Source organism: Jujubicoccus corallicola, assembly GCF_047345645.1.
Taxonomy (GTDB): Bacteria; Pseudomonadota; Alphaproteobacteria; order Rhodobacterales; family Rhodobacteraceae; genus JBLEFH01.
In genome coordinates this window covers 95,575-121,230 of record NZ_JBLEFH010000004.1, presented here as the reverse complement: position 1 = coordinate 121,230, position 25,656 = coordinate 95,575, and the positions used below count along the sequence as shown (strand labels likewise).

The window sequence follows — 25,656 nt, the reverse complement described above, 5'->3', positions numbered from 1 at the left end:
GCATCACCAGAGTGTTTTCCGGACAATGCCCCCTGTCCGCCGCCCGCCAGATCCGCTAAAAAGAAGGCTGCTCCGGTTCGGCGATCTGCCGATGAAAAGGGAATGCGGTCTGGCGATCTCGCCAAAGCCGCAACTGCCCCCGCAACTGTGAGCGGCGAGCGACGGCGCGAATGCCACTGTCCGGCAGCGGATGGGAAGGCGGCCCGAGCGACGACCCGCAAGTCAGGAGACCTGCCTGAGCATTCACCCTGTTCGTTCGCGGGGCGCGTGGCGAGCAACGGAGCACTCCGGCGCGGTGATGGTTCATCGTCGGCGGGATTCTCATTCCAAAGACAGGCTTGCATGGGGTTTCGCCCCGTTTTTGGAGAGAATTATGTTGCTTAAAAAGTTCCTGATGACATCGGCCCTTGTCGGCGCGGCCCTGCCAGTTGCGGCGCAGGAGACGGCGGATGTGTTCATGCTGGACGAGTTGGTCCTGACTGCCTCGCTGATGCCGATCGCGAGCGATGCGCTTGGCCGCGCGGCGACCGTCGTGACCGGCGAAGAGTTGGAAGAGCGAGGGATCACCACGGTGCAGGACGCGCTGCGGGCGACGCCGGGCGTGTCCCTCTCGACCAGCGGGGACAGCCTGACCGGACTGCGGATTCGCGGCTCGGAATCCAACCACACGCTGATCCTGATCGACGGGGTGGAAGCCTCGGCGGAGGATGGCACCTATCCGCTGAGTGGCCTCAGCACCTTTGATGTGGAGCGCGTTGAAATCATCCGCGGCCCGCAATCGGCGTTTTACGGATCGAACGCGGCGGCGGGCGTCGTCAACATCATCACCCGCGCGCCGGAGCCGGGTGTGCATACCGGCGGGATGGTCGAGTATGGCGATGGCTGGAATGCGGGCGGGTACGCCTCGGTCGGCACTGAGAAGGGCGGGCTACGCCTCGGCCTCTCGCGCCATGATGATGACGGCTACGATCATTCCGGCAAAGATGGCGAGAAGGACGGGATCGACCGCCGCACGCTCAGCCTGAAAGGGCAATATGAGGTCGCGCCGGGTCTGACCTTTGGCGGGCTGCTGCGCCGCTCGGATGAGCGCTATGACAATGATTCCACAAGCTGGACGGCGACCACTGCGGACGACTATGTGGTCGATAATGACGCGCCCTATGTGGAGCGCGAAGAGCGGCTGGCCTCCGTTTGGGGCGAATGGGAAAGCTTCGGCGGGCGCGTTTTGCATCGGCTTTCCTATGAGCGGACGGATTTCGATCAGGACTCTAGCGGATCTGGCCTGGCCGAGGCGCAGCAGGAGTCGTTCAAATACCGCCTGAGCTACGGGCTCGACGGTCAGCCGCTCGCCTCCAGCAACCATTTGATGAACCTTCTGGTCGAGCGTGAGGATCAGGAAAGCACCACCAACCCGGAGTATTCGCCGCGCACGGATTCGCTGGCGCTGGAATATCGCGGCAGCTTCGCGAATGGTCTCGATGTGCAGATCGGCGGGCGCTACGACGACAACGACAGCTTCGCCAATGCGCGGACGTGGAATGTCGGGCTGTCCTACGAGCCGCAGCAAGATGGCATTCGGCTTCACGCCTCGGCGGGCACCGGGGTGGTGAACCCGAGCTACATTGAACTTTATGGTTTTTTCGAGGATGCGGCATTTCTGTATCGCACTATTGGCAATCCTGATTTGAAGCCTGAACGGAACCGCAGTTTTGATATCGGCGTAGAGGTGCCTTTGGCGGCTGGTCGCGGGGTGCTTGACGTGACCTATTTCCAAGAGACGCTTGAGGGCGAAATTGACTATATTTCGGCAGTTAGTGAAGAAGATGGCTTCAACGTGTCGAGCCCTATCAACGAGGATGGCGACAGCGAGCGTCACGGCGTTGAGGTCTCTGGCCGCTATGAGGTGAACGATGATCTGCGGTTCCGCGCCGCCTACACATGGCTCGATGCGAATGAACCGAATGGCAGACCCGAAGTGCGCCGCCCCAAGCATGAGTTTGGGTTTGGGGTTTCGGCGGACCTGCTGAATGACCGCGCGCTGGTTGCCGCCGATCTGCGGCATGTGCGCGGTGTCGTCGATAGCCGCTTTTACGGCGCTGGTGGAACCGCGGAGCTCGAGGATTTCACCGTCGTCGATCTGAGCGGCGACTATCGTGTGACCGAGACCGTCACCGCCACGGCGCGGGTCGAGAATGTCTTTGACGAAGACTATTCCGAAACCCTCGGCTATGCGACGCGCGGCCGGGCCGCCTATGTCGGCCTTCGGGCGAATTGGTGATCCGGGCAGGGCTCTTTACGCTCTTCGCCGCCTGCCTCGCGGGGCAGGCGGCAGCCGACCCGCCCGCTAGCGTGGTGTCGATGAATCTCTGCACCGACCAGCTGGCGATGATGCTGGCGGAGGAGGGGCAACTCGTCTCGGTGACGGCCTTGGCGCGGGACCCGTCTTCCTCGGTGATGGCGGAGGAAGCCGCAAACTACCCGATCAACCATGGCCGCGCCGAGGAAATCTATCTGATGGCGCCCGATCTGGTGCTGGCCGGTGCCTTCGAGAACGCTGCAACCCTCGACATGCTCCGCAGCCTCGGCATTGCCGTCGAGGTGTTTGAGCCCGCCAACAGCCTTGAGGACATCTCCGCGCGCCTCGCGCAAATGGGCACTGTGCTCGGCCGCGCGCCACAAGCGGATGCGGCGATTGCCGATTTCGAGACCCGCCTCGCCGCCCTCCAATCGCAAATCACCGAACGTCCGCGCGCCGCGCTTTACTACGTTAATGGCTACACCTCCGGCGACAGCACCCTCGCGGGCCAGATCCTCCAGGCCGCCGGTTTTGACAACGCCGTGACCGCCGCAGGCTATGACGGCACGCGCCCCATCCCGCTGGAGCTGATGGTGATGATCGCCCCCGACCTCATCGTCACCGGCGCCCCCTATCCCGGCACCTCGCGCGGCCAGGATGTCCTGCGCCACCCGGCCCTCAGGGCCATCCCAGACGCTGGCACCGTCCAGACCGACCCGAACTGGATCTGCGGCACCCCCCATGTCCTCCGCGCCATTGAAAACCTTGCCGAGATTCGGCGAGACATGACAGAGTAGGCTCATGGGTTGACGCCCAAGGACGTCAGCCGATATTGCAGGTCAAAATCATTAACGAGCAGCGCCTTGAAAACGATCTATCTCCACATTGGTCATTACAAGACCGGTTCGACGGCCATTCAGGCTTATTGTCACGAACATGCGGATGCATTGCGCGAAGTCGGATATCTCTATCCATCTTCGGCACGGCCCAACAATAGTCCGACCACGCATGGCCATCTTGCCTTAACTCTTGGGCGCGATCATGGGTTTATCCCCCCGGCTTGGTATGGTGCCAAAATCCCGACGGATGAGCCCTATGCACAGATTTTAAGGGAAATTGAGGCGGCGCCCGAGCAGAACATCATTATTTCCAGCGAAGAATTCGTGCAGCTTGCGATGCGCCGCGATCCTGAAGCGGCAGTAGCGGATCTGAAAGCGCGGTTGTCTGGATACGACGTGAAAATCGTTTTCTATTTCCGTGAACCGCTGTCGCTTCTCAAGTCGTGGTATAATCAAGTGAACAAGGGAAGTCGGCCGACGCGGAATTTTCCCACCTTTTTCATGAACGTTGTTCAGTCATTTCTAGGCCAAAGAGGAATCTACCACCACTTCGCGCAGATTTTTGGTCGCCAGAATATGATCCTGCGCCCTTACGGTGCTGTGGGGACAGCCCATATTTCAGGCTTTTTGGAGGCCGTTGGCTGTTCCCACCGACCGTCTGCAGACTTGCCGCTCGTCAACGAAGCGCAGGATTTGGCGAAACTTGAGATCATTCGTTTGAATAAGGAGCGCCCGGCTGATCTGACCTATGATCGCCTGACGATAACAGAGTTCGAAGATCCTGAGCCATTCTTGCAGCGCATTGAGAGAGTAAATCGAGGCTACGGTGAGTTAATGAAGATCGCAGGGCAACCGGCGAGCAGCGCACTTAGTGCCCCAGCGATACTCGATCATTATGCGGCGCTTCTTCTCCCCGCATCTGCCGAAGTTCCCCTTAATCCGAAGGAAGCGGACAGGCTTCGCTCATTGGCAGCGCAGAGCGCAGCCAAAGGTCCGTTGATTGCGGGCGCTTTCAACGATGTCGCCGATGTGATCGACAGCGCCGTGACCGCCGATGAAGCCAAGTCGCAGTTGCCATAACGCCACCAAAACGCGACAAAGGCTTTGACAATGGCGGCTCTGCATGGCACGGGACGCCGATCAACCCATCCGCCATTTGCAGGAGGAATAACCATGGCTGAACCCGAGTGGGGGACAAAGCGCGTTTGCCCGAGCTGCGCGGCACGGTTTTACGACCTGATGAACGATCCGATGACCTGCCCGAAATGCGGCGGCGAATTCACTGTTGAGAGTTTTGACGCGCCGAAGGGCAAATCGTCCTTTGCGACCGAATCGAAGAAGTCCCGCAAAGCGGCCACCGAGGAAGAAGACGAAGATCTCGGTGATGATCTGCTGGATGACGACGATGATGACGTCTCGATCGACGATGACGACGTGCTTGACGACGACGATGACGACACCGTTTCCCTCGATGAGCTGAAAGAGAACAGCAGCGACGGCGACGACGACTGATTTTCCGCTTGAACTGCCCCTCCGGGGGCAGTAGAGATCTGCGGCAAGGGGCCATAGCTCAGTTGGGAGAGCGCTTGCATGGCATGCAAGAGGTCAGGGGTTCGACTCCCCTTGGCTCCACCAATTCCCCCTTGATCCGCACACCAAAGATCTGCCTTTTTGGCAGTAGGATTTGCGTTTTTGTTGAGGATTGGGGGGCTTTAGGCTCGTTCGATCCAACCATAAACTTTATCTTCGACCTCTATAGATTGGATGCCTGCATCCCGTTTCGACCATTAAGTCGCGACCAGCCATAATTGGCAATTTGTGCTATTCCACGCCGCGCTCTGACAGCTTCTATACTTCGCCGCTCGCGCCGGAACCTCCTACCCACTTTTCTCATGATCAAGCCGTTCAACTGGGCGAGCCTTGTTGAGCCCATATAATCAGCAAAATTCCGCTTTTTCTGATCCGCTAATAATCACTCGCTGGATCTGCCAAAGCTATGTCACAAGAGTGAGGTAGCTTTCGCAAGATATCAGGCGGCGCAGCATTTCAAACCCGGAGGACCAGGTGGGCAGATATTCGACAACGGTGAGCAGCAACAGTGTGATGGGTCCGTTGGACGGCGGCGGGACAACGCGGGGATCGCTGTCGCTGCCCGGCTGGAAAGGGCTGGGGAGCCCGGTTTCCGCCTCGGCGCAGTTGCAGATTGAGTTTCTGGCCACGGCCACCGTGCCGAATTATGTCGGCGGCTACACGGTGACGACGATGAGTTCGCAGATGAATGCGCGCTTCACCCCCGGCAATCGCGCGCCGTTTTCGAATGTGGTCGCGCTTTCGGACGCGGCGACGGATATCTATCCGATTTTCGACCCCTATTATCTCGGGTTTATGGGCTACCCGCTGGTCCACGGCAGCGCCAAGTCCAAAGCAATGGGGCTCAACAGCAACCAGATCAACAACGGCTTTACCGCGACCGTCAGCTTTAATGGCGAGCACACGGTCCAAAGCGGTAGCCTGACCCTATCCGATCCGCAGATCACGACCGACACGGCGATCGCCACGATCTCGGCGAAATACGTGGTGAGCGCGCGCAATTACAGCCATGGCGACAACCGGGTCGCGGGAACGAACTATGCCGATGTGGTCGAGATGAACAACGGTCATGACGTGTTTCGCGGCAAGGGCGGCAATGACGTTATCGTTGGCGGCAACGGGCGGGACAAGCTGACAGGTGACGGCGGCGCGGATCGTTTGTTCGGCGGCAACCATAACGATGAGCTTTATGGCGGCGCTGGCGCGGACAGGCTGATCGGCGGGTTCGGCAATGATCTGCTGCGCGGCGGCGGGGGCGAGGATGTGCTCGCCGGAGGCGCGGGCCATGACCGGCTGACCGGCGATGGCGGCGACGACACGCTGAACGGCGGCGCGGGCAATGATGTCATCGACGGCGGCGATGGCCGGGATCGCGGCATCGGCGCGGATGGTGACGACGTGATCCGAGGCGGCCGTGGGAACGACGCGCTGAGCGGCGGCAAGGGGAAGGACCGTCTCTGGGGCGGATCGCAACAAGATACCCTGCGCGGCGGCGCGGATGGCGACCAGCTTTGGGGCGGCCTTCACGACGACCGGCTCTTCGGCGAGGCGGGAAATGACTCGCTTTACGGCGATGGCGGCGCGGATCGGCTGATCGGTCATTTTGGCGCTGATCGACTGCTCGGCGGATCGGGCTCTGACGTATTGCTCGGTGGCGACGGAAATGACCGTCTCTCAGGTGGAGCCGGCAACGACACGCTCAACGGCGGTGCCGGGAATGATCGCCTCGCCGCCGGTGATGGCAGCGATATCCTGAACGGCGGTGCTGGCAATGACGTCCTTTATGGCGGTCGCGGCACGCAGAAATTCAACGGCGGGCAAGGGCGCGACATGATGATCGCGAGCACCGCGGAATCTGACGATGACTTCTATTTTTACAAGGCCAGCGACAGCCGCCCCGGCGCGCGGAACCGCGATGTGATCGAGAATTTCCAGACCAATTATGACACGATCATCCTTTACGAGCTCGACGCCAATGCGAACCAGAATGGCCACCAGCGTTTCGATACGGTGAACGAAGAGAGCCGCGGCGCGTATAGCGCGTGGTACACCGTCTACGACGACCACATCATCATCCGCGCCGATGTGACGGGCGACGCGCGACCCGATTTCGAAGTCGAGTTGCGCGGGATTACCGAACTGGGGTTTCTGGATATTTTGTGAGGTGGTGGTGGTCTGGGCGCTGGTTTGCGCAGACCCCGTGCCACAACGCAACTCAGGCCACGCTTTTTGCCGTGCGCCTATGTTTCCGAAGCGCGCGAAAGTGGGGTGATAGCGGAAGCGCCAATGCTATTGGCTTCTCAATGCTTCAGCAAACCGGAGTCTGCCGAAGCCATTTTTTTTGGCGATACGTCCGCCCTTTCTGTCGCTCCTATGAACTAGGAGCCGGTCGACAGTCTCGAAGATGCCCTACGCCTTCACAATCATTCATGTTTAGGCCGTTCTACTGAGCAGTGAAGGCAGCGTCTTTCCCGAAGCTGCCCCCTAAAAACCACCGTCAAGCGAACACCATATCATCCGCCAACTCGCCGATGGTCATATCGCGCACCGTCAGCATGTCGCCCCCGCCGAAATCGAAGATCACATCACCCCGGCTCTCGGTCGCGTAGTCTTGCGCCTCGGAAAAGTTATCGACACCGAAATTCGCCAGCCGGAGCGTGTCGACATCATCGGCGAAATCAAGGATCACGTCCCGGTCATACCCATGTGCGAAAACGAAGGTGTCGGCACCGTGTCCGCCCGCCAGCCGGTCGTTTCCGGCCTGCCCCGATAGCGTGTCATGGCCATAGTTGCCGGACAGGCGGTCACTCCCGTCGCCGCCATAGAGCTTGTCATGGCCGCCTTGGCCCCAGAGCCGGTCGTTCCCTGCGCCGCCCGACAGGGTGTCACTCCCGCCGCGCCCCCAAAGCCTGTCATGTCCATCTGCGCCCGCGAGGGCGTTCTTACCGCTATCACCGCAGAGAACGTCGTCATAATCCGAGCCGGACAGGTTTTCGACGCTCGCATAGCGGTCGCCTTCGGCGATGCCCGTATTGCGCCCGGCATCTCTCAGATCCACGAAAACACCTGCGTCCGCACCGCGATAATCCGCGCGGTCAGTCCCGTCTCCACCATCCAGTTGATCCGCGCCAGCGCCGCCCATAAGCACGTCGTCACCGTCGCCGCCGTGAAGGGCGTCATCGCCATCCTTGCCATCAAGCGTGTCGTCGCCATCCGTGCCGAAAAGGCGATCCGCAAGATCGGTGCCAGCCCCACTGTCAACGCTCGTTGTGGCCACGGCACTGTCCTCAACCGGCGCGAGCGCATCGGCCATTTCGGGCGCGCGCAGCATGGCGGAGCCGCTGTGACCCACGCCCTCGGCGATCACCAACTCCCAGTTGAACTCCCACCCATGGGCCTCGGCAACATCCTCGCCGGTTTCAAACACGTTCATGCCGCGCTCAAACCGGTTGTCGCCCTGCCGCATGGCCGGACGCGACGTCGAGAGCGACGGATCATTTGAATCGGTGTCCTCGCTCCCGAGATAAATGGTGATCGGCTGGGCAAGATACGCCTCCAGCGCCGCCAGCTCTTCCTCCGGCGTTCCGAGACCGTCAAACCCATAGGGCGCATCTTCGGAGAGCGAGGGCATGACCCAGGTCGACGGATTCGCGATCACGATGCGCTCGACATAGTCCGGAACGCCCTCATAGGCCGCGAGGCGGCTGAGATATTGGCCGCCGCCGGAATGCCCGAAGAGATAGACCGGCGTGTCCGCGTCATGCTGGTCTCGCGCCCAATCGAGCATCGGCTCCTCAAATCGCGTCGTCCATTCAGCCTCCGGCAGGACATCGCCGGACCGGTCCGTGACGCCGCCGCGCTGATACCCGCGGCTGTTGAAGTCATCTTCAGAGAAAACAGGGGCATAGACCGACAGGTTCTGGCTGTCAGCAATGCTCTCGCTCCCTGATTTGTAGAGCGTGCGACTGCTGCCGTGATGGACGAAAAGCAGCCCGTCACTGTCCTGATCATTTGCGTAAATATTCACGTCGAATTGGGTGCCGAGAAAGGTTTCCCGATCCTGAGTCCACATAGGTTTCTGCCTCGATTTGGTGTTTGTGGCTGGGGTGAAAAGAACGCACGGACAGAGCGCACTGCGGGAGCGCGTGCGGGTTATGGTGTCCGTGCATCGGATTTTTGGTTGGACTGCGGCGTGCCTCTGACGGCTTCCTCTTCATTGAGCACGTATCGCTGAGATACGTGATAGCCGTTAGCAATTCCTGATCGTGTGGCGACCCTCCGACACTGTTTCGCAGTCGTTTCCCGATAAACGGGGAAGCCGCCATGCGAGCCGCATCGGCGCGTCTTCTATCGGTTGGCGCGAAATACCGCCGGTAAGGTTAAAGGCACCTCAATCGCGCTATTCATACTTTCTAAAAAGTGGTGACTGGACGGTTAAGGAAAAATGCCCGCGCAAATTGCCGCCGAAAAGCCGGCAATATTTTGCTTTTGATAACCCGCTGCGAACGCTTTGAAAGTTGCTTTTAAAGACTCACGGAAAAGCCAAATCGCCTATTTCTCACGCCCCCGTGAGCCGAAAATTAAACCGTGCAAAGAGCAACATTAAAATTTTCGAAGAAACGGGGTGATCGGGGTCGCCACGCTTGGTCCGTGCGGGGATCGGCGTAACTCTGGGGTCACAGCAGAATGGTCTGCGTGAACCAAGGAGTACGAAATGCGTGATCTTGATGAGATGGAGCTTGAGCAGGTTTATGGCGCGGGTGGCCGGGGGCGTCGTCGCCGTCTGCGTCGTCGGCGTCGGGCACGTCGCCGCAATGCGAGCAACAGCGGCGCGTCGCGGAGCCGGGGTCGCAGCAACAGCAATAGCTGATGTGAAACCTTCCCGAAGCCTCTTGGCTTCGGGGCCTTTTGGGTGAGGTCCTATGCCTTTTGAACTTGCAGATCCGATAGCGGAGGCTGGTCAATCCACGGCCTCGCGCGACGAGCTTTGGCTGCTGGGCCAGCCGTCTTTGACGGATTATCTCGATGTGGCGAAGCAGGATGTCGCGCACGCGCCGCAGCGCCGCGACGAGATCATCGCACAGTGGCGCGCGGCCAATGATTATCTGGCGGATCTGGAAGAGGATGAGGCGGGGCTGGCCGATAAAATCCGCTCCCGCAAGCTGCCGAAAGAGATGCGGTCCTTGGCCGAGGATTTGCAGCAGCAGGATTTTTACCGCGACACCTTTGACCGCGTGCCGACGACGATTGAGATGGTCGAACTGGACCGGATCGTCGTGAGCCAGCGCCATGTGACGCTGCCCTTTGTGCAAGATCTGGCCGCCGGGCTCGACAGCGAGATGACGGGCGCCGAGCTCTTCCACTTCTGTCAGCCGCTGGAGCGCCGGGATGCGCCGGTTGAATGTCGTCGTTTGGGTCGCGATCGCTATGCGTTTTTGTCTGATTCCAGCGATTTACGCTATCACGAGACGACGGTTTTGCGGCCCGAGCAGATCAGTGATCTGAAGCGCTGCGGGCCGGTGGCGGGGGTTGTCGGCATCATTGTCGGGCATGGGTCGAACTTCCTCAGCGGCATTCGTTGGGGCAAGCGGATCGTGCTGCATAATGGCTATCACCGCGCCACGGCGCTGCGCATGGCGGGGATCAAGCGCGCGCCGGTGATCGTGCAGACGGTGAGCCGCCGCGATGAGCTGGACCTCGTCGCCGCGCCGTCGGTGGTGGACGATCCGGCCTTCTATTTCCGCTCGAACCGGCCGCCGCTTCTCAAAGATTTCTTTGATCCCGAACTCAGCATCGTCCTGCCGGTGAAGCGCAAGCGCAAGATGATCGAGGTCAGCTTTTCCGTGAACGAGATTGATGTGGAAGATTTATAGGTGAACAAAGACGCGCCCTCACAATTGTTCCGGCCCGAGGCCATGGCAGAGCAGCAGGATCGCTGGCTCGGCTCCGTGCTGCTCGTGCCGCGCGTCTCGCATATGGTGCTGACGGTGGTCGCCGCGCTGATTGTGTGCGGCCTCATCGCGTTGATTTCCTTTGGCGAATATACGCGCAAGGTGCGGCTGTCGGGCTGGCTGACGCCGCAGCAGGGGCTGTTGCAGGTGGTCGCGCCGCAGACGGGTGTGCTCACGCGGATCGCCGTGCAGGAGGGTCAGACCGTGCAGGCGGGCGAGGTGATGGCCGTGCTGTCGAGCGAGCAGCGCAGCGGGACCGGCGAGACGCGCAAAGAGGTGTTGCGGGCGCTTGGCTCCCGGCGGGCCAGCCTTGTGGCGGAGCGCGAGAGCCAGAGCGCCTTGTTCACCCGTCAGGCGGACTCGCAGCAGGCGCGGCTCGCGGTTCTGGAAGCGGAGGCGGCCAGTCTCGACGCGGAGTTTGCGCTTCAACGTGAGCGGGTGACGTTGGCGGAGGCGTCGGCGGAGCGGCTGCGCGGCTTGCATGGGCGGGGTTTGGCGACGCGGGATGATCTGCAAGCGGCTGAAGAGTCGGCGTTTGAGCAGGCGCTGGCGCTGCAAACGCTGGAGCGCACGCGGGCCAGCGTCAATCGCACGCAGGTCGAACTCGAGGCGGAGATGGCCGAGCACCCGCTTCGCGAAGAGCTGCAACTGGCGGAGATTGATCGCGCCATTGCGCAGATCGAGCAGGAACTGGCGGAGGCGGAAGCGGCGCTGGAAACCGTCGTGACCGCGCCGCGCCCCGGCACCGTGACGGCGCTTCGCGCGGCGGCGGGTGATGCGGTGGACGGTTCGGCGGCGCTGATGACGCTGATCCCCGAAGGCACAGCGCTTCAGGCGCAACTTTACGGACCGAGCCGCGACATTGGGTTTATCGAGCCGGGGCAGCGTGTGCTGATCCGCTATGACGCTTATCCGCATCAGAAATTCGGGCGATATGAAGGCGTTGTCCGCGATCTCTCCCGCGCGACGGTGGGGCCGGGGGAACTCGCCGAAGCGGCGAGCGCAACCGGCGCGGTGACGGCGCTTGGCACAAACGGTCAGCCGGTTTACCGCATCACCGTCGATCTCGACGCGCAAAGCGCCACCGCCTATGGGCGCGACACGCCGCTTCAACCGGGCATGACCCTGCAAGCGGATATCCAGATCGAAACGCGGCGCTTGTGGCGGTGGGTGCTGGACCCGCTCTATTCGCTCAAAGGGGAGCGGCCGGCATGAGCGTCACATCAGGTCTCCAATTCGGATGGCGGCGCAAGCTGCCGATGATCCTGCAAACCGAAGCGGCGGAATGTGGCCTCGCCTCGCTCGCCATGGTGGCGGGCTATCACCGGCGTTCGACGGACCCGGCGGAACTGCGCCGCCGCTACGGGTTCTCGCTCAAGGGGGCGACTCTCAAGGATGTCATGGATGTGGCGGACCATATCGGCATGGCCTCGCGTCCCCTGCGGCTGGAACTGGATGAGCTGCATCTGCTCAAGACCCCCGCGATCCTGCATTGGGACCTCAACCATTTCGTTGTGCTGAAAGCGGTCGGGCGGAACAGCGTCACCATCCACGACCCGGCGGATGGGGTGCGTCGCCTCTCCATGACCGAAGCGTCGCGCCATTTCACGGGCGTCGCATTGGAACTGACCCCGACCGGCGGGTTCGAGCCCAATGAGGCACCGCCACGCGTCCGCATCCGCGCGCTTCTCGGCCATATCGTCGGGTTGCGGCGCACGCTCGGTCACCTATTGCTGATCGCGCTCGTGATCGAGGTGTTCGCCCTCATCGCGCCGCTGTTTCTCAGCTTGACCATCGACAACGCCATCGTCTCCGCCGACCGCAGTTTGCTGCTGACGCTGGTGATCGCCTTCACGCTGCTGCTGTTCCTGCAAACCATGGTCACGGCGCTGCGCGGCTGGATGCTGATCACCCTCGGCGCATCGCTCAAAGTGCAGGCGCGGACCAATCTTTTCAGCCATTTGCTGAACCTGCCCGCCAGTTATTTCGAATCCCGCCACGTCGCAGACATCATGTCACGCTTCGACTCGCAGGACACGATCCTGCAAACCCTGACGCGCGATCTCGTGGTGGCGATCCTCGACGGGGTGATGTGCGTGCTGACCCTCGCGCTGATGTTCATCCTCGCGCCTACACTGGCGCTGGTCGCCTTGGGCGGCGCGGTGCTTTACGGCCTGCTCCGCTGGGTGTCCTACGCGCCGCTGCGCCAGGCCTCGGCGGAAGCGATCATCTGGGAGGCGCGCGGCGACAGCCATTTCCTCGAAAGCCTGCGCGGGATGAAAACCATCAAACTGATGGGCGGGCAGAATGATCGGCGGACCCGCTGGCTCAACCTTCTGGTCGAGACGGTGAACCGCGAGCTCATCACGCAGCGCCTGAATTTGCTGTTCAAAACGGCGAATCTGCTTCTGCTCGGCCTGCTGACCATCGGCATCGTCTATCTCGCGGCGCGGATGATCTTGGCGAACAGCTTCTCGGTCGGCCTGCTGGTCGCGTTCCTCGCCTATAAGGACATGTTCCTGCGGCGGATCAGCGGGCTGATCGACATGCTGGTTGAGCTGCGCATGCTCGGCCTCCATGCCGAACGTCTCGCCGATATCGCGCTGACCCGGCCCGAGCCGAAGAGCGAACCGCGCCTGCTTGCGCCGGTCAGCCCCGTGGCGCTCGACGTGCAGAATGTGTCCTTCCGCTACAGCCCGAACGACCCGCTGGTGCTGCGCAATCTCAGCTTCCGCGTGGAGCCGGGCGAATGGGTCTCGCTTGCTGGTCCGTCCGGCTGCGGTAAGACCACGCTTCTCAAACTCATGGCGGGGCTTTTGGAGCCAACCGAGGGCAAGATCCTGATCAACGGTGAGCCGCTCGCGCGGCTTGGCCCGGACCGCTGGCGCAGCATGATCGGCGTGGTCATGCAGGACGATACGCTCTTTGCCGGGTCCATCGCGGACAATATCTCCTTCTTCGCCGCGACCAGCGATCAGGACCGGATCGAGCACTGCGCCAAGCTGGCGGCCGTGCATGACGACATCATGGCGATGCCCATGGGCTATGGCACGCTGATCGGCGATATGGGCACGGTGCTGTCGGGCGGGCAGAAACAGCGCGTCCTTCTGGCCCGCGCGATTTACCGCGCGCCGGGTCTGCTGCTTCTCGATGAAGCGACCAGCCATCTCGACGTGGCGCGCGAGAGCGCCGTCAACAGCGCGCTTGCTCAACTCGCCCCGACCCGTATCGTGGTGGCGCACCGTCCCGAGACCATCCGCGCCTCGGGCCGTGTGATCACATTTGCGGATGGAGAGATCCAGTCGGACGACTTGCAGGAGGCCAGCGAAACCCATGACGATCCGCCTGAAGATCATCAGCTTTCAGATCATGATCACGGCCATGCTTCTCAGCGTGGGAGCGGTCACGTGGTATTATGTCGATAGGATCGACTACTATTTCGATCGCAATCGCTCGGCGGGGGCGCAGCTCGACAGCGTGATCCGCATGTCCGCGGCGATGAACCGCTATTCCGAAAATGTGGCGGAATTGCTGCTTCTGGGCCGCACCGAACTGTCCGATTTCTACGACGCGCGTGGCTCGCTGGAGAGCAGTCTCGACCGGCTCGAAGACCTCATTCAGGCCGAAGTCGCCTTTATCGTGGAGCCGGAGGAACAGGCGACGGAAGCGACCGAGATTGCCCGCGTCGAAACGATGCGCTCGCTTTATCAGGATATTGACCTGCAAACGCAGCGCCTCCTGCGGCTCCGCGATCAGGGCCGTCAGGAGGAGGCGATCCAGATCTTTCGCGAGGAGATCGAGGAAAGTCTCGACACGACGCTGGAGGGCTATATCAGCGATGCGATTGCGGATGAAGAGGCCGAGCTTCGCAGCTATCAGAGCCGGACCAACCGCCTTGAAGGGGAATTGGAACGTCTCATCACCATCGTGATCATCATGGCCTTCAGCATCTCCGCCATGGGGGCGGTATTTCTGGCCCGCGCGCTGACCCGGCCAATCGCGGCGCTCGAAGAGGCCGCCCGCGAGATCGGCGAAGGCAATCTGGGTTACCGGCTCGACTATCAACGGAGCGATGAGTTTGCCGCGCTCTCGGCGGAACTCAACAACGCCGCCTCGCGCTTAGAGGCGCAGCGGGCGGATCTGCTCGGCGTGAAAGCCGCGCTTGAAGGCGAGGTCAGCCGCCGCACGGGCGAGCTCGAAGAAGCCAATGCCCGGCTACAGAAACTCGACCATATGCGGATGCTCTTTCTCGCCGATATTGGCCACGAGTTGCGCACCCCGCTCACGGTGCTGCGCGGCGAGGCGGAAATCACGCTGCGCGGAGAAAGCCGATCGGTCGAGGAGCATCGCGACACGCTGGAGCGGATCGTCCAGCTTTGCCAGCAAATGACCCGGCTGGTGGAAGATCTGCTCTTCCTCGCCCGCGCCGAAGTCGACGCCATCCGCTTCGACATGCAGCCCCTCGATCTGCACGGCGTTTTCGAAATCGCCCTTTCCGACGCCGCCATTCTGGCCGAAGAAAACGACATGCGGATAGACGCGGACCTGCCTGACACCTCCTGCCGCACCGAAGGCGACGCGGGCCGGCTCTCGCAAGCCATGCTGATCGCCCTCGACAACGCGCTCAAATATGGCGACCCCGGCTCGACCGTGCGCGTCCGGCTTTCCTGCGACGGTGACACCGCCTGTTTCACCGTCTCGAACACCGGCCCCGAGATCCCCGCAGCGGAGCTGCCCTTCGTCTTCAGTCGCTTCTACCGCGCGCGCCAAACCTCCAGCGCAGGCCGCTCCGGCACCGGACTTGGCCTTTCCATCGCGAAATGGATCGTCGAGGGCCATCGCGGACGGATCGAAATGTCCAGCGCAGACCACGAGACCGAGTTGCGCATTTACCTTCCCTTGCTCTGCGGAGAGGCATGATGGCCAAGATCCTGCTCGTTGAAGATGACGCCCGCATCGGCAGTTTCGTGAGCCGGGGCCTCAAGGCCGAGGGCCACACGATAGACATCGCCGGAGACGGCAAAAGCGCCATGGCGATGATGCGTCAGTCCGACTACGCGCTGGTCATTCTCGACCGGATGCTCCCGGATTTCGACGGCGTGATGATCTGCAAACAGATGCGCAGCGAAAGCATCCCGGCGCGTGTCCTGATGCTCACCGCACGGGACGCGCTCGACGAGAAAATCGAGGGCCTGAATGCGGGGGCGGACGACTACCTCACCAAACCCTTCGCCTTTGACGAGCTGATCGCCCGCATCGAAGCGCTCCTCCGCCGCGCCTCCGACGTGCGTTTCGACCCGGTGCTGCAAGTCGCCGACCTCATCCTCGATCCGACGACCCGCCAGGTGAGCCGTGGCGGCCGTGTTCTGGAACTGACCCCCAAGGAATTCGGCCTCCTGCGCTACCTGATGGAACACAGCGGCGCCGTCCTGAGCCGCGCGCAAATCCTCAACAACAACTGGGGTTACGGCTTCGACCCCGGCTCCAACGTGGTCGACGTCTACGTCCGCTACCTCCGCGCCAAAATCGACGGCCCGGAAGAGGTGCCGCTAATCCATACGGTGAGAGGGGCGGGGTATAGGCTGGCGGAGTGAGAAGGGTAGGCTTTCGACTTCCCTTCGGCCGTCTTTCAACTTGCGAACATTGTTAGTGATTGAAGAGCCGAGCCGTTTCTGGCTCGGCTTCAGCGTCACCGCCCGTTTTTCGCGCGCCAGGCTTTGAATGCGTCCTGATGCTCGTCCTTGGTGCAGGGGTAGAGGCCGATGATGCTTTCGCCGTCCTTTACGCGCTCGACCACGAAATCCTCGTAGGCGGTCATTTCGACGGCTTCGTCGGCGACTTCATCGGCGATGTGGGCCGGGATGACGATGACGCAATCCGCGTCGCCCACAATTACATCGCCCGGAAAGACCGGCGCGTCGCCGCAGCCGATCGGCTCGTTGATCGCGATGGCTTCATTATTGGTCAAGTTGGTCGGGCTTGACGGACGCGTGTGATAGGCAGGGATATCCAGCTCAGCGATGGTCGCTGCGTCGCGGAAACCGCCATCGGTGACCACGCCTGCGCCGCCGCGTTTCATGAGGCGCGTGATGAGGATGTCGCCCGCAGACGCGGCCTCGGCCTGTTTGCGGCTGTCCATCACGAGGACATGGCCTTCGGGGCAGGTCTCGATGGCAACGCGCTGCGGATGCTCGGGATTGCGGAATTCCGTCAAGGGGTTACGGTCTTCGCGGGCGGGCATATAGCGCAGCGTGAAGGCGGGGCCGACCATGTTTTGGCCCTTCCAACCGACCGGGTGAACACCTTGGATCACCTGATGGCGCAGGCCGCGTTTGTAGAGCGCGGTGGCGAGGGTCGCCACCGACACGTTCATGAGTTTTTCGCGTGTGTTTTCATTCATTTGCATGTCCTCCTGTATTATTTAAGATCCACCGGCAGCACGTCTTTCGGGATATTCTGATAGCTGACCGGGCGCAGGAACCTGCGGATGGAGAGCGTGCCGACTGAGGTTGCGCCGAAGTTTGTGCTCGCCGGGTAGGGGCCGCCATGGACCATCGCGTCGGCGACTTCCACACCGGTCGGGAAGCCGTTGGCCAGCACCCGGCCTGCCTTGCGCTCGAGGATCGGGAGCAGGCGGCGGGCGGCGTCGGCGTCGCCGTCGTCCATGTGGAGCGTGGCGGTGAGTTGGCCCTCGAAGCCCTTCGCCAGCGTGGCCATCTCGTCAACGCCGCTGACCCGGATCACGAGGCCGAGCGGGCCGAACACCTCTTCGCCAAGGGCGTGGTCCTGCAGATAGGTTTCCGCGTCGGTCTCGTAGAGGTTCGGGCTGGCGTCGCGGCCTTGGCTTTCGGTTGAGAGCAGCGGGGTCACGCTGTTGCGGCCCTCGAAACGGGCCTGACCGTCGCGATAGGCTTTGGCGATGCCGTCGGTCAGCATGGTTTGCGGCGCGGCTTCGCTGAGCGCGGTTTTGGCGGCGGAGACGATGGCGTCTCCGGCGGCACCTTTCTCGATCACCGCGATGCCGGGGTTGGTGCAGAACTGGCCCGCGCCCATGGTCAGCGATCCGGCCCAGCCGGTGCCGATGTCTTGCCCCCGGTTCGCCGCTGCCTCAGGCAGCACGAACATCGGATTGACCGAGCCGAGCTCGCCGAAGAAGGGGATCGGCTCGTCACGCTGCGCGCAGAGATCAAAGAGCGCGCGTCCGCCGCCGAGCGAGCCGGTGAAGCCGACCGCCTTGATCAGCGGGTGTTGGACCAGCGCTTGCCCGACCTCGCGATTGCCGCCTTGGATGAGGCTGAACACGCCTTTCGGCATGTTGGTCTTCTGGATGGCCGCATGGATCGCTTCGGCAACGATCTCGCCGGTGCCGGGATGCGCCGAATGGCCTTTCACCACGACCGGGCAACCCGCGGCGAGCGCCGCCGCGGTATCGCCGCCTGCGGTCGAGAAAGCCAGCGGGAAGTTCGACGCACCGAAGACAGCGACCGGCCCGATGGGGCGCTGGATCATCCGCAGATCCGGGCGCGGGAGCGGTTCGCGATCCGGCAGCGCTGTGTCGTGGCGACGGTCGAGATAGTCGCCCTTGCGGATGTGCTCGGCGAAGAGGCGAAGCTGGCCGACCGTGCGCCCGCGCTCGCCCTGAAGCCGCGCTTCGGGCAGGCCGGTTTCCTGGCTGCCGATCTCGGTGATGGCCTCGCCGCGAGCGTCGATCTCATCGGCGATGGCGTCAAGAAACGCCGCGCGGTCCTCGCGGCTGGTGTACCCATAGCTCCAAAACGCCTCTTCCGCCGCCTCGCAGGCCCGGTTCACCAGATCAACTGATCCGACGCTGAATTCATGGCTCGGCCCATGCGCCGGCTCCGACGCAAACCGGCTCTCGCCAGAAACCCAGTCGCCCGCAATCAAATGCTTCCCGTGGGGGGTGAAACTCATAACGATCTCCCTTAGATCAGCTTGTTGTCTTTGAGAAAGCCGTCGAGCTTCTCTTGTTGTGCGGTGGTCAGCGGCCATGCGGAGGGCGGGCGCGTCGGCCCGCAATCGCGGCCCATGGCCAGCAGCGCAGCTTTGACGCCGGTGACATTGGTGCCGTTCAATTCCTCGGCGCGAATGTCCTCGAATATGCGCATTTCCGAGATCAATCGCTGCGCCTCGATGTAGTCACCGCTGTCGAGCGCGGCGTGGATCGCGACGGATCGCTCGGGCCAGACATTGATGAGGCCGGAGGTGAACCCGCGCGCGCCGACGGCGTAGAAGGGGGGCGCCCAGACCTCGGCGAGACCGTCCACCCAGGTGATCGACGGATCGCAGGCGGCCATGGCTTCGGCGAGTTTCATGGGGTTCGGCGTTGCCCATTTGACGCCGCGCACGCCGGGGACGTCGCAAAGGGCGCGAATGCCATCAACGCCAATCGCGTCATTGCGCAGATAGAGCATGATGGGCAAGCCGCCCGACGCTTCCGACACGGCTTTCACATAGTCCACCGTACCGCGCGGCGCGACGAACGGGTCGGGCGGCTGGTGGATCATAAGCGCCGCCGCGCCGGCTTTGGCCGAGGCTTCGGCAAGGCGGGTCGCGTCGCGAATGCCGCGGCCAACACCGGCGAGAAGCGGCGCGCGGCCGTCGATCATCCGGGCGACTTCATCGACCATCAGACAGGCTTCATCCGTGGTCAGCGCGTAGAACTCGCCGGTATTGCCATTGACCACGGGCATATGGACGCCCGCGTTAATGGCGCGGTCGAGAATGGGGCCGAGCCGGTCCGGGGCGACATCGCCGCCGGGACCGTAAGGGGTGACGAGAATGCCGGAAATCCCCGCGAGGGCGGTATCGAGATCATGTGTCATGGAGGCTCCTTAGTTGATCGCCGGTTCGCCGGGATTGGCACCGAAATCGCGCTCCAGATAGTCGAAATCGCAGCCCGTATCGGCCTGCCCGACATGTTTGGAGAACATGTAGCCCCAGCCACGTGCAAAGCGCGGCTCCGGCTGGACCCAAGCGGCGCGGCGGCGTTCGATCTCGCCTTCGTCGACCAGCATGTCGAGGCGGCGGTTTTCGAGATCGAGCCGGACAATGTCGCCGGTTTTCAGCAGGGCGAGCGGGCCGCCGACGAAACTTTCCGGCGCGACATGCAGCACGCAGGCCCCGTAAGACGTGCCGGACATGCGCGCGTCCGAGATGCGCAGCATATCGCGGTGGCCTTGCTTGATGAGCGCTTTCGGGATCGGGAGCATCCCCCATTCCGGGAAGCCGGGGCCGCCTTGCGGGCCGGCATTGCGCAGGACCATCACGTGATCGGGGGTGACGTCGAGATTCTCGTCGTCCACCGCCTTTTTCATCTCGGCATAGCTGTCGAAGACCAGCGCCGGACCCTCGTGCTGGTAATAGCGCGGGTCGCAGGCGGCAGGTTTGATGACCGCGCCGGAGGGGCAGAGATTGCCCTTCAGCACGGCTAGCGAGCCCTGATGGTAAACGGGGTTCGAGAGCGGGCGGATCACGTCGTCATTGTAAACTTCCGCGCCCTCGAGGTTTTCGCCAAGGCTCTTGCCCGTGACGGTGAGGCAGGAGATGTCGAGCCGGTCCTCCATCTGCTTCATCAGCGCGCGCAGGCCGCCCGCGTAGAAGAAATCCTCCATCAGATAGTCTTTGCCTGAGGGGCGGACATTGGCGATCAGCGGCGTGTCGCGGCCAAGCGCGTCCATATCCTCAAGCTTCAGGTCCACACCGGCACGGCGGGCCATGGCGATGAGGTGGACGACCGCATTGGTCGAGCAGCCGGTGGCCATGGCCACAATCGCGGCGTTCTTGACCGAGGCATCGTTGATGATGAGATCGGGCGTCAGATCCTCCCACACCATATCGACGATCCGGCGGCCGCATTCCGCGCTCATGCGCTGGTGGCCCGCATCGGCGGCGGGAATGGAGGACGCACCGGGAAGGGTCAGGCCGAGCGCGTCGGTGATTGCGGTCATGGTGGAGGCGGTGCCCATGGTCATGCAGGTGCCGACCGAGCGGGCGATGCCGCCCTGAACGCCGAGCCATTCCTCATCGGAGATATTGCCCGCGCGGCGCTCATCCCAATATTTCCACGCATCCGAGCCGGAGCCGAGGATTTTGCCCGCGTAATGGCCGCGCAGCATCGGGCCAGCGGGCAGGTAGATCATCGGAACGCCCGCGCTGATTGCGCCCATGACAAGGCCGGGGGTGGTCTTGTCGCAGCCGCCCATCAGGACCACGCCATCGAGCGGGTGGGAGCGAATCATCTCCTCCGTCTCCATGGCGAGCATGTTGCGGTAGAGCATGGAGGTCGGCTTGGTGAAGCTTTCATCGACGGAGAGCGTCGGCATTTCCACGGGGAAACCGCCCGCCATCATCACGCCGCGTTTCACATCCTTGACCCGCTCCGGGAAATGGCCGTGGCAGGAGTTAAGGTCCGACCAGGTGTTGAGAATCCCGATGATCGGGCGGTCCCGAAATTCCTCTTCCGCATAGCCAAGCTGCATCATCCGCGAGCGGTGGCCGAAGCTGCGCAAATCATCCGGCGCGAACCAGCGCGCGCTGCGCAAGGTCTCCGGTGTTTTGCCTTTTGTGTCTTTCATGCGGGCCTCCCAATTTTTTCTCAATGTATGCGTATACATATTCGAGTGTCAACGAATATGGGCGCGAAAACGTGATTTAATTAAGAGAAAATTTATAATTTGACAGGCGCAGGGTGAATATGGTGAATATCTATGTATGCGCATTCATAAGCAAATTCGCGCATCGCCGCCTCAGGGAGAGAGGCGCCACAAAAAACGCGGTCACCCATGGCCGCACCGGGAGGAAAACATGACTTTTACACGCAGAACTCTTCTTGCGGCGGCCAGCGCGCTTGCTGTTGTCAGCCAGCCGATTCTCGTTGGTGCGCAGGAGCTGCCCCGCAATGTCCGCATGGTGATCGGCTCCAGCTCGACCGGCGGTGACACTTATCAGAACTCGGCCATCATCGCCGATGCGCTTGCCGAAAAGCTCGGCATCAATATCAAGGTTGATGCGGTCGGTGTGGGCGAGGCTTACAAGGCCCTGTCGCGCGACAGCCGCGGCACCACGATCATGATGTTCCACGATCAGGCATATCTTGGAAACCTCTACGGCGTGACCGGCTATGCCGACCCGTTCGAGGATTACATCGTCGGCCCGACCGTCGCGACCAATCCGGGCAATGCCTATCTCGTCGCCAAGGATTCGCCCTATCAGACCATGGAAGACATCCTGACCGCTGCTGAAAATGGCGAGCGCGTCCGCGTCGCGATCCAGCCGGGCGGGGTGTCCGAAATTGGCTTTACCGCGATGAAGAACGCCGCGCGCGTTCGGGCACCGGGTTCCGAAGAGAACATCGTGGCCGTGAATACCGGCTCGCAATCGGACAAGAACCAGTCGATGTGGGATGATCTGTCAGACGTGATCAACGGCTCGATTCAGGCCAATGAGCAGTTCACGCAGCTTGCCGATGACGATCAGAAAGCGATGCGCTTCGTCTGGATCACGGCGCGTCCCGAAACGCTGGAGCAGGCCCCTGAGGCCGGCATGGGCGACACGGACCGTGCGGCGTTGATGAGCTATGCCTCGCCGGAGGCCAGTGTGACCCTCGACGGCGATCAGGATTTCACCTTCGATAAAGAGTTCTTCATGCTCTTTAACAAGGATATGGAACCGGCGATGATCGAACAGATCGACACCGCGCTGACCGAGATTTTCGCCGAAGGGGCCATTCAGGAGCGCCAGAAGGAAAGCTTCTTCATCCCCAACTTCCGCCCCACATCGGAAGCGCAGGCTCATCTTCAGGAAAAGCGCGACACCTATGAGAATGTGATCTCGCAAATCTCCGAATAACGACACCTATGGGTTCGGGCGGCTCTCGCCCGGACCTTTCCGGTTCTCGCAAGGGAGGAGACGATGGGCGACCTGACCCGTGTCACTATTGATTTCGAAACATCGCATCTGGTGTTCCCGACGCTGATCGGCATCGTGCTGGCGGCGCTTGGCCTCGCCATCCTCATCACGCGGCGGCATCGCTTTGCAGCCGCGGGCGGCTACTGGTCCGAGATCATGGGCCGCATGGACAAGACCCGCTTTTTCGGCGCGCTGGCCCTGACCCTGATTTATTTCATCGTCATGGTGCCGATCGGAAATATCTGGCCCAATATCGGCCTCGGCTTTCTCATCAGTTCCATTCCTTACGTGTTCCTGACCGGCGTTCTTTTCATGCATGAGCGGACGACGCGCCAGCTTGTCCTGCTCCTCGTCATCGCGCTCGCCGTGCCGACGCTGGTGTGGTGGCTTTTCACCGACATTTTCTACCTCACCCTGCCCTGATCCCCCCGCGAAAGAGGAGCCCGTTCCATGGAATTTCTGAGCCTCATTTCTCCGCTGTTTATCTTGCTGGTCGTTGGCGGCACTTTCGTCGGGATCATTTTCGGCGCCATCCCCGGCATGACCGCGACCATGGCCGTCGCCGTTTGCCTGCCGCTGACCTATTCGCTGGGTCTGGAAAATGGCTTGGCACTGCTGCTCGGCCTCTATGTCGGGGGGATTTCCGGCGGCCTTGTCCCGGCGATCCTGCTCGGCATTCCCGGCACGCCATCCTCCATCACGACCACATTCGACGGGAGCCCCATGGCCGAACGCGGCGAGGGCGAAAAAGCGCTGCGGATTGGTATCTGCGCCTCGCTCGCGGGCGGGCTTATCAGCCTGTTGGCGCTCTTCTTCTTTGCGCCCGCCTTGGCGGATTTCGCCATCGAGTTCTCCTATGTCGAGAAATTCCTGATCATCCTCTTCGCCCTCAGCGTCATGGCGGCGCTGTCCTCGGATCTGTTGATGGGGATTTTCTCCGGTTTTCTGGGCATCTTCATTAGCCTCATCGGCGTCTACGACATCACAGATGGCGGCAATGGCGAGATGCGGCTTATCCCGCCGGGCCTCGGCTACTGGCTCGAATCCGGTTTCTCGCTGCTCCCGGTGCTGATCGGTCTTTTCGGTCTCGCGGCGATCCTCGACTCCGCCGAGGAAGGCGTGCCCGAAGGCCAGTCGCGCGACGTGATCAAGATCGGCGAGGAATCCACTTTCTCCTTCTCGGTGTTCAAAGGACAGATCGTGAACCTGATCCGCTCCTCCGGTATCGGCACCTTCACGGGTATCCTTCCGGGCGTCGGCGGCTCGGCGGCGTCGATCCTCGCCTATTCCAACGCCAAAACCTTCTCCAAACACCCCGAGCGGTTCGGCAAGGGTGAGCCCGCCGGGCTGATCGCCTCCGAGGCGGGCAATAACGGGCTGACCGGCGGGGCGATGGTGCCGCTTCTCTCCCTCGGTATCCCCGGCGATGCCACGACGGCGCTTCTCATCGGGGCCTTCACGCTGCAAGGCATTCAGGTTGGCCCGCTCTTCATCGGCAACAATCCCGAGACCTGGAACGCGATGATCTTCGCCATGCTGATCGCCAATATCGCCATGTTTACGATGATGTATTTCGCGATCCGCTATTTCGCCCTCGTCGTGACGATCCCGAAACATATTCTCTTCCCGATCATCCTGATGATGTGTGTGATCGGCGCTTACACCATCAATTACGGCATCATGTTCGATGTGTGGACGCTGCTGATCTTCGGGATTTTCGGTTGGCTGATGGTGAAACTCGGGCTGGAGGTCGCGCCCTTTATCATCGGCTTCATCCTCGGGCCGTCCGCGGAGGTCTATTTCGTCAAGAGTTTGGAAAGCTTTGGCAATCTCGCCATCTTCTTCAATAAGAGCTGGATCGCCATGGTTCTCTGGGTGTTGATCATCGGATCGCTGGCAGGCTCGATTTACCTGTCGCGCAGAAGCAATGTGAAGGAAGCGCTCGATTAAGAGCGCCGACCGTTGCAATTTGCAAGGCGAGGTCCAATGATGCGCGGCATGATAAAAAACGGTCCGAGAGAGACAGCCGATCATAAGGCGTCAGGCAAGCGCGTCACCATGGCCGCCGTGGGCCGGATCGCAGGCGTCTCGCAAGTAACCGTCTCGCGCGCGCTTTCAGACCCCTCCAAGGTCTCGCCGGAGACGCTCCGCCGCATCCGCGAGGCGATTGAGGCCACAGGCTTTGTGCCAAATGCGATCGCTGGTGCGCTGGCCTCTCGCAAGAGCATGCTCATCAGCGCGCTCGTCCCGTCGATCACCAACATTATCTACTCCTCTATGCTGCGTCCTTTCAGCAAGGATATGCGTGAGCGCGGCTACCAGATCATGCTTTCGGAAACGGGCTTTTCGGCGGAGGAAGAAGAAAAGGTCATTGCCCTGCACCTCTCGCGCCGCCCCGATGCGATGATGCTGACAGGCATCCACCACAGTGCGCAGGCCCGCAAATCGCTTCTCGGGGCGGGCATCCCGGTGGTCGAGCTCTGGGACATCAGCGAAACGCCAATAGATATCTGCGTCGGTTTCTCCCACGCGGAGACGGGCCGCGCCATCGCGGATTTCGCCATTGAGGAAGGCTTCGGCCCTGTCGCCGCGATCCATGCGGGCGACCGCCGGGCGGAGCGGCGTATGGAGGCCTTCGCCGCGCGGCTCAAAGCGCGCACGGGCGAGGCGATCAGCATCATCAACCTCGAAGCGCAGGCGAGTTTGGGGCAGGGGCGGCGCGGCCTCGCGCGGCTGATGGACGAGACCGATTTCCGCAAAGGTCTGATCTTCTGCTCCTCCGATCTGCTCGCCCACGGCGTCATCACCGAGGCGCAGGCGCGCGGGCTGAAAGTGCCGGACGACATTGCGGTGATCGGCTTCGGCGATCAGGAATTTTCCGGCTTTGTCGAGCCGGGCATCACCACCGTCCGCGTGGATCGCGAGGCGCTTGGCCGTCAGGCCGCCGAGGCGCTTCTGACACGGATGCAGGGCGAGACGGTTCCCAATCCGGTGATGGATCTCGGCTTTGAACTCCTGCGGCGCGGCTCCGCGTGATGCGCAGAGAAAAGCC

20 protein-coding genes, 1 tRNA gene and 1 riboswitch are annotated in these 25,656 nt (G+C 61.9%); of the genes, 16 read left to right on the top strand and 5 right to left on the bottom strand.

Features of this window, described 5'->3' with window-relative positions:
* Positions 1-56: 56 nt before the first annotated feature.
* Positions 57-253, top strand: a riboswitch (cobalamin riboswitch).
* A gap of 120 nt (positions 254-373) precedes the next feature.
* The 6 genes from ACMA5I_RS08280 to ACMA5I_RS08255 all read left to right on the top strand — a co-directional run bounded on the left by ACMA5I_RS08280 (position 374) and on the right by ACMA5I_RS08255 (position 6,888).
* Positions 374-2,278: a TonB-dependent receptor plug domain-containing protein gene (locus ACMA5I_RS08280; protein WP_525885784.1), complete on the top strand. Its 1,905-nt coding sequence runs from the start codon at positions 374-376 to the stop codon at positions 2,276-2,278.
* Positions 2,275-3,093 carry an ABC transporter substrate-binding protein gene (locus ACMA5I_RS08275; protein ID WP_525885783.1) on the top strand — a complete coding sequence of 273 codons (819 nt, stop codon included), beginning with the start codon at positions 2,275-2,277 and terminating at the stop codon, positions 3,091-3,093. Before ACMA5I_RS08280 ends, ACMA5I_RS08275 begins: the two co-directional genes overlap by 4 nt.
* A gap of 66 nt (positions 3,094-3,159) precedes the next feature.
* On the top strand, positions 3,160-4,215 hold the full coding sequence (locus ACMA5I_RS08270) for a hypothetical protein (protein ID WP_525885782.1): 1,056 nt from the start codon (positions 3,160-3,162) through the stop codon (positions 4,213-4,215).
* 93 nt (positions 4,216-4,308) lie between these two features.
* Positions 4,309-4,647: a TIGR02300 family protein gene (locus ACMA5I_RS08265; protein ID WP_525885781.1), complete on the top strand. Its 339-nt coding sequence runs from the start codon at positions 4,309-4,311 to the stop codon at positions 4,645-4,647.
* A 47-nt stretch (positions 4,648-4,694) separates the two neighbouring features.
* Positions 4,695-4,770: transfer RNA gene (locus ACMA5I_RS08260), tRNA-Ala, on the top strand.
* A gap of 429 nt (positions 4,771-5,199) precedes the next feature.
* Positions 5,200-6,888: a calcium-binding protein gene (locus ACMA5I_RS08255; protein WP_525885780.1), complete on the top strand. Its 1,689-nt coding sequence runs from the start codon at positions 5,200-5,202 to the stop codon at positions 6,886-6,888.
* Positions 6,889-7,222: 334 nt separating this feature from the next.
* Here ACMA5I_RS08255 and ACMA5I_RS08250 read toward each other — a convergent pair whose 3' ends face one another.
* Positions 7,223-8,797 (bottom strand): hypothetical protein, encoded by a 1,575-nt coding sequence (locus ACMA5I_RS08250; protein WP_525885779.1) that lies wholly within the window; start codon positions 8,795-8,797, stop codon positions 7,223-7,225.
* 642 nt (positions 8,798-9,439) lie between these two features.
* Here ACMA5I_RS08250 and ACMA5I_RS08245 point away from each other — a divergent pair.
* From ACMA5I_RS08245 to ACMA5I_RS08220, 6 genes are read left to right on the top strand one after another with little or no spacing between them, the layout of a single operon-like run.
* Positions 9,440-9,595, top strand: coding sequence for a hypothetical protein (locus ACMA5I_RS08245; RefSeq protein ID WP_525885778.1), 156 nt, complete (start codon positions 9,440-9,442; stop codon positions 9,593-9,595).
* Positions 9,596-9,647: 52 nt separating this feature from the next.
* On the top strand, positions 9,648-10,598 hold the full coding sequence (locus ACMA5I_RS08240) for a hypothetical protein (protein WP_525885777.1): 951 nt from the start codon (positions 9,648-9,650) through the stop codon (positions 10,596-10,598).
* Positions 10,599-11,891, top strand: coding sequence for an HlyD family secretion protein (locus ACMA5I_RS08235; RefSeq protein ID WP_525885776.1), 1,293 nt, complete (start codon positions 10,599-10,601; stop codon positions 11,889-11,891). It begins immediately after the preceding gene.
* Positions 11,888-14,101: a peptidase domain-containing ABC transporter gene (locus tag ACMA5I_RS08230; RefSeq protein ID WP_525885775.1), complete on the top strand. Its 2,214-nt coding sequence runs from the start codon at positions 11,888-11,890 to the stop codon at positions 14,099-14,101. Before ACMA5I_RS08235 ends, ACMA5I_RS08230 begins: the two co-directional genes overlap by 4 nt.
* On the top strand, positions 14,010-15,596 hold the full coding sequence (locus ACMA5I_RS08225; RefSeq protein WP_525885774.1) for a sensor histidine kinase: 1,587 nt from the start codon (positions 14,010-14,012) through the stop codon (positions 15,594-15,596). The genes ACMA5I_RS08230 and ACMA5I_RS08225 overlap by 92 nt, the downstream gene beginning before the upstream one ends.
* Positions 15,596-16,270, top strand: coding sequence for a response regulator transcription factor (locus tag ACMA5I_RS08220; RefSeq protein ID WP_525885773.1), 675 nt, complete (start codon positions 15,596-15,598; stop codon positions 16,268-16,270). Before ACMA5I_RS08225 ends, ACMA5I_RS08220 begins: the two co-directional genes overlap by 1 nt.
* Before the next feature lie 95 nt (positions 16,271-16,365).
* On the opposite strand, the gene ACMA5I_RS08215 is transcribed toward ACMA5I_RS08220, so the two are convergent.
* Genes ACMA5I_RS08215 through araD form a run of 4 tightly spaced genes read right to left on the bottom strand, consistent with a single transcriptional unit; the run spans position 16,366 to position 21,271 of the window.
* Positions 16,366-17,076 carry an RraA family protein gene (locus ACMA5I_RS08215; protein ID WP_525885772.1) on the bottom strand — a complete coding sequence of 237 codons (711 nt, stop codon included), beginning with the start codon at positions 17,074-17,076 and terminating at the stop codon, positions 16,366-16,368.
* 17 nt (positions 17,077-17,093) lie between these two features.
* A complete protein-coding gene (locus ACMA5I_RS08210; protein WP_525885771.1) occupies positions 17,094-18,608 on the bottom strand; it encodes an aldehyde dehydrogenase (NADP(+)) in 1,515 nt (504 codons plus the stop codon).
* Positions 18,609-18,619: 11 nt separating this feature from the next.
* A complete protein-coding gene (locus tag ACMA5I_RS08205; protein WP_525885770.1) occupies positions 18,620-19,519 on the bottom strand; it encodes a dihydrodipicolinate synthase family protein in 900 nt (299 codons plus the stop codon).
* Positions 19,520-19,528: 9 nt separating this feature from the next.
* On the bottom strand, positions 19,529-21,271 hold the full coding sequence (gene araD, locus ACMA5I_RS08200) for an L-arabinonate dehydratase (RefSeq protein ID WP_525885769.1): 1,743 nt from the start codon (positions 21,269-21,271) through the stop codon (positions 19,529-19,531).
* Positions 21,272-21,500: 229 nt separating this feature from the next.
* Between araD and ACMA5I_RS08195 the strand changes: the two genes are divergently transcribed.
* The 4 genes from ACMA5I_RS08195 (at position 21,501) to ACMA5I_RS08180 (ending at position 25,640) form a co-directional block, all read left to right on the top strand.
* Positions 21,501-22,544: a type 2 periplasmic-binding domain-containing protein gene (locus tag ACMA5I_RS08195; protein ID WP_525885768.1), complete on the top strand. Its 1,044-nt coding sequence runs from the start codon at positions 21,501-21,503 to the stop codon at positions 22,542-22,544.
* 63 nt (positions 22,545-22,607) lie between these two features.
* Positions 22,608-23,027, top strand: a complete 420-nt coding sequence (locus tag ACMA5I_RS08190) for a tripartite tricarboxylate transporter TctB family protein (protein WP_525885767.1) — start codon at positions 22,608-22,610, stop codon at positions 23,025-23,027.
* 27 nt (positions 23,028-23,054) lie between these two features.
* Complete coding sequence (locus ACMA5I_RS08185; protein ID WP_525885766.1) at positions 23,055-24,554, top strand: tripartite tricarboxylate transporter permease; 1,500 nt, start codon at positions 23,055-23,057, stop codon at positions 24,552-24,554.
* A 48-nt stretch (positions 24,555-24,602) separates the two neighbouring features.
* Entirely contained in the window at positions 24,603-25,640 is a 1,038-nt protein-coding gene (locus ACMA5I_RS08180; protein WP_525885765.1) for a LacI family DNA-binding transcriptional regulator, read from the top strand.
* The last annotated feature ends 16 nt before the right edge of the window (positions 25,641-25,656 follow it).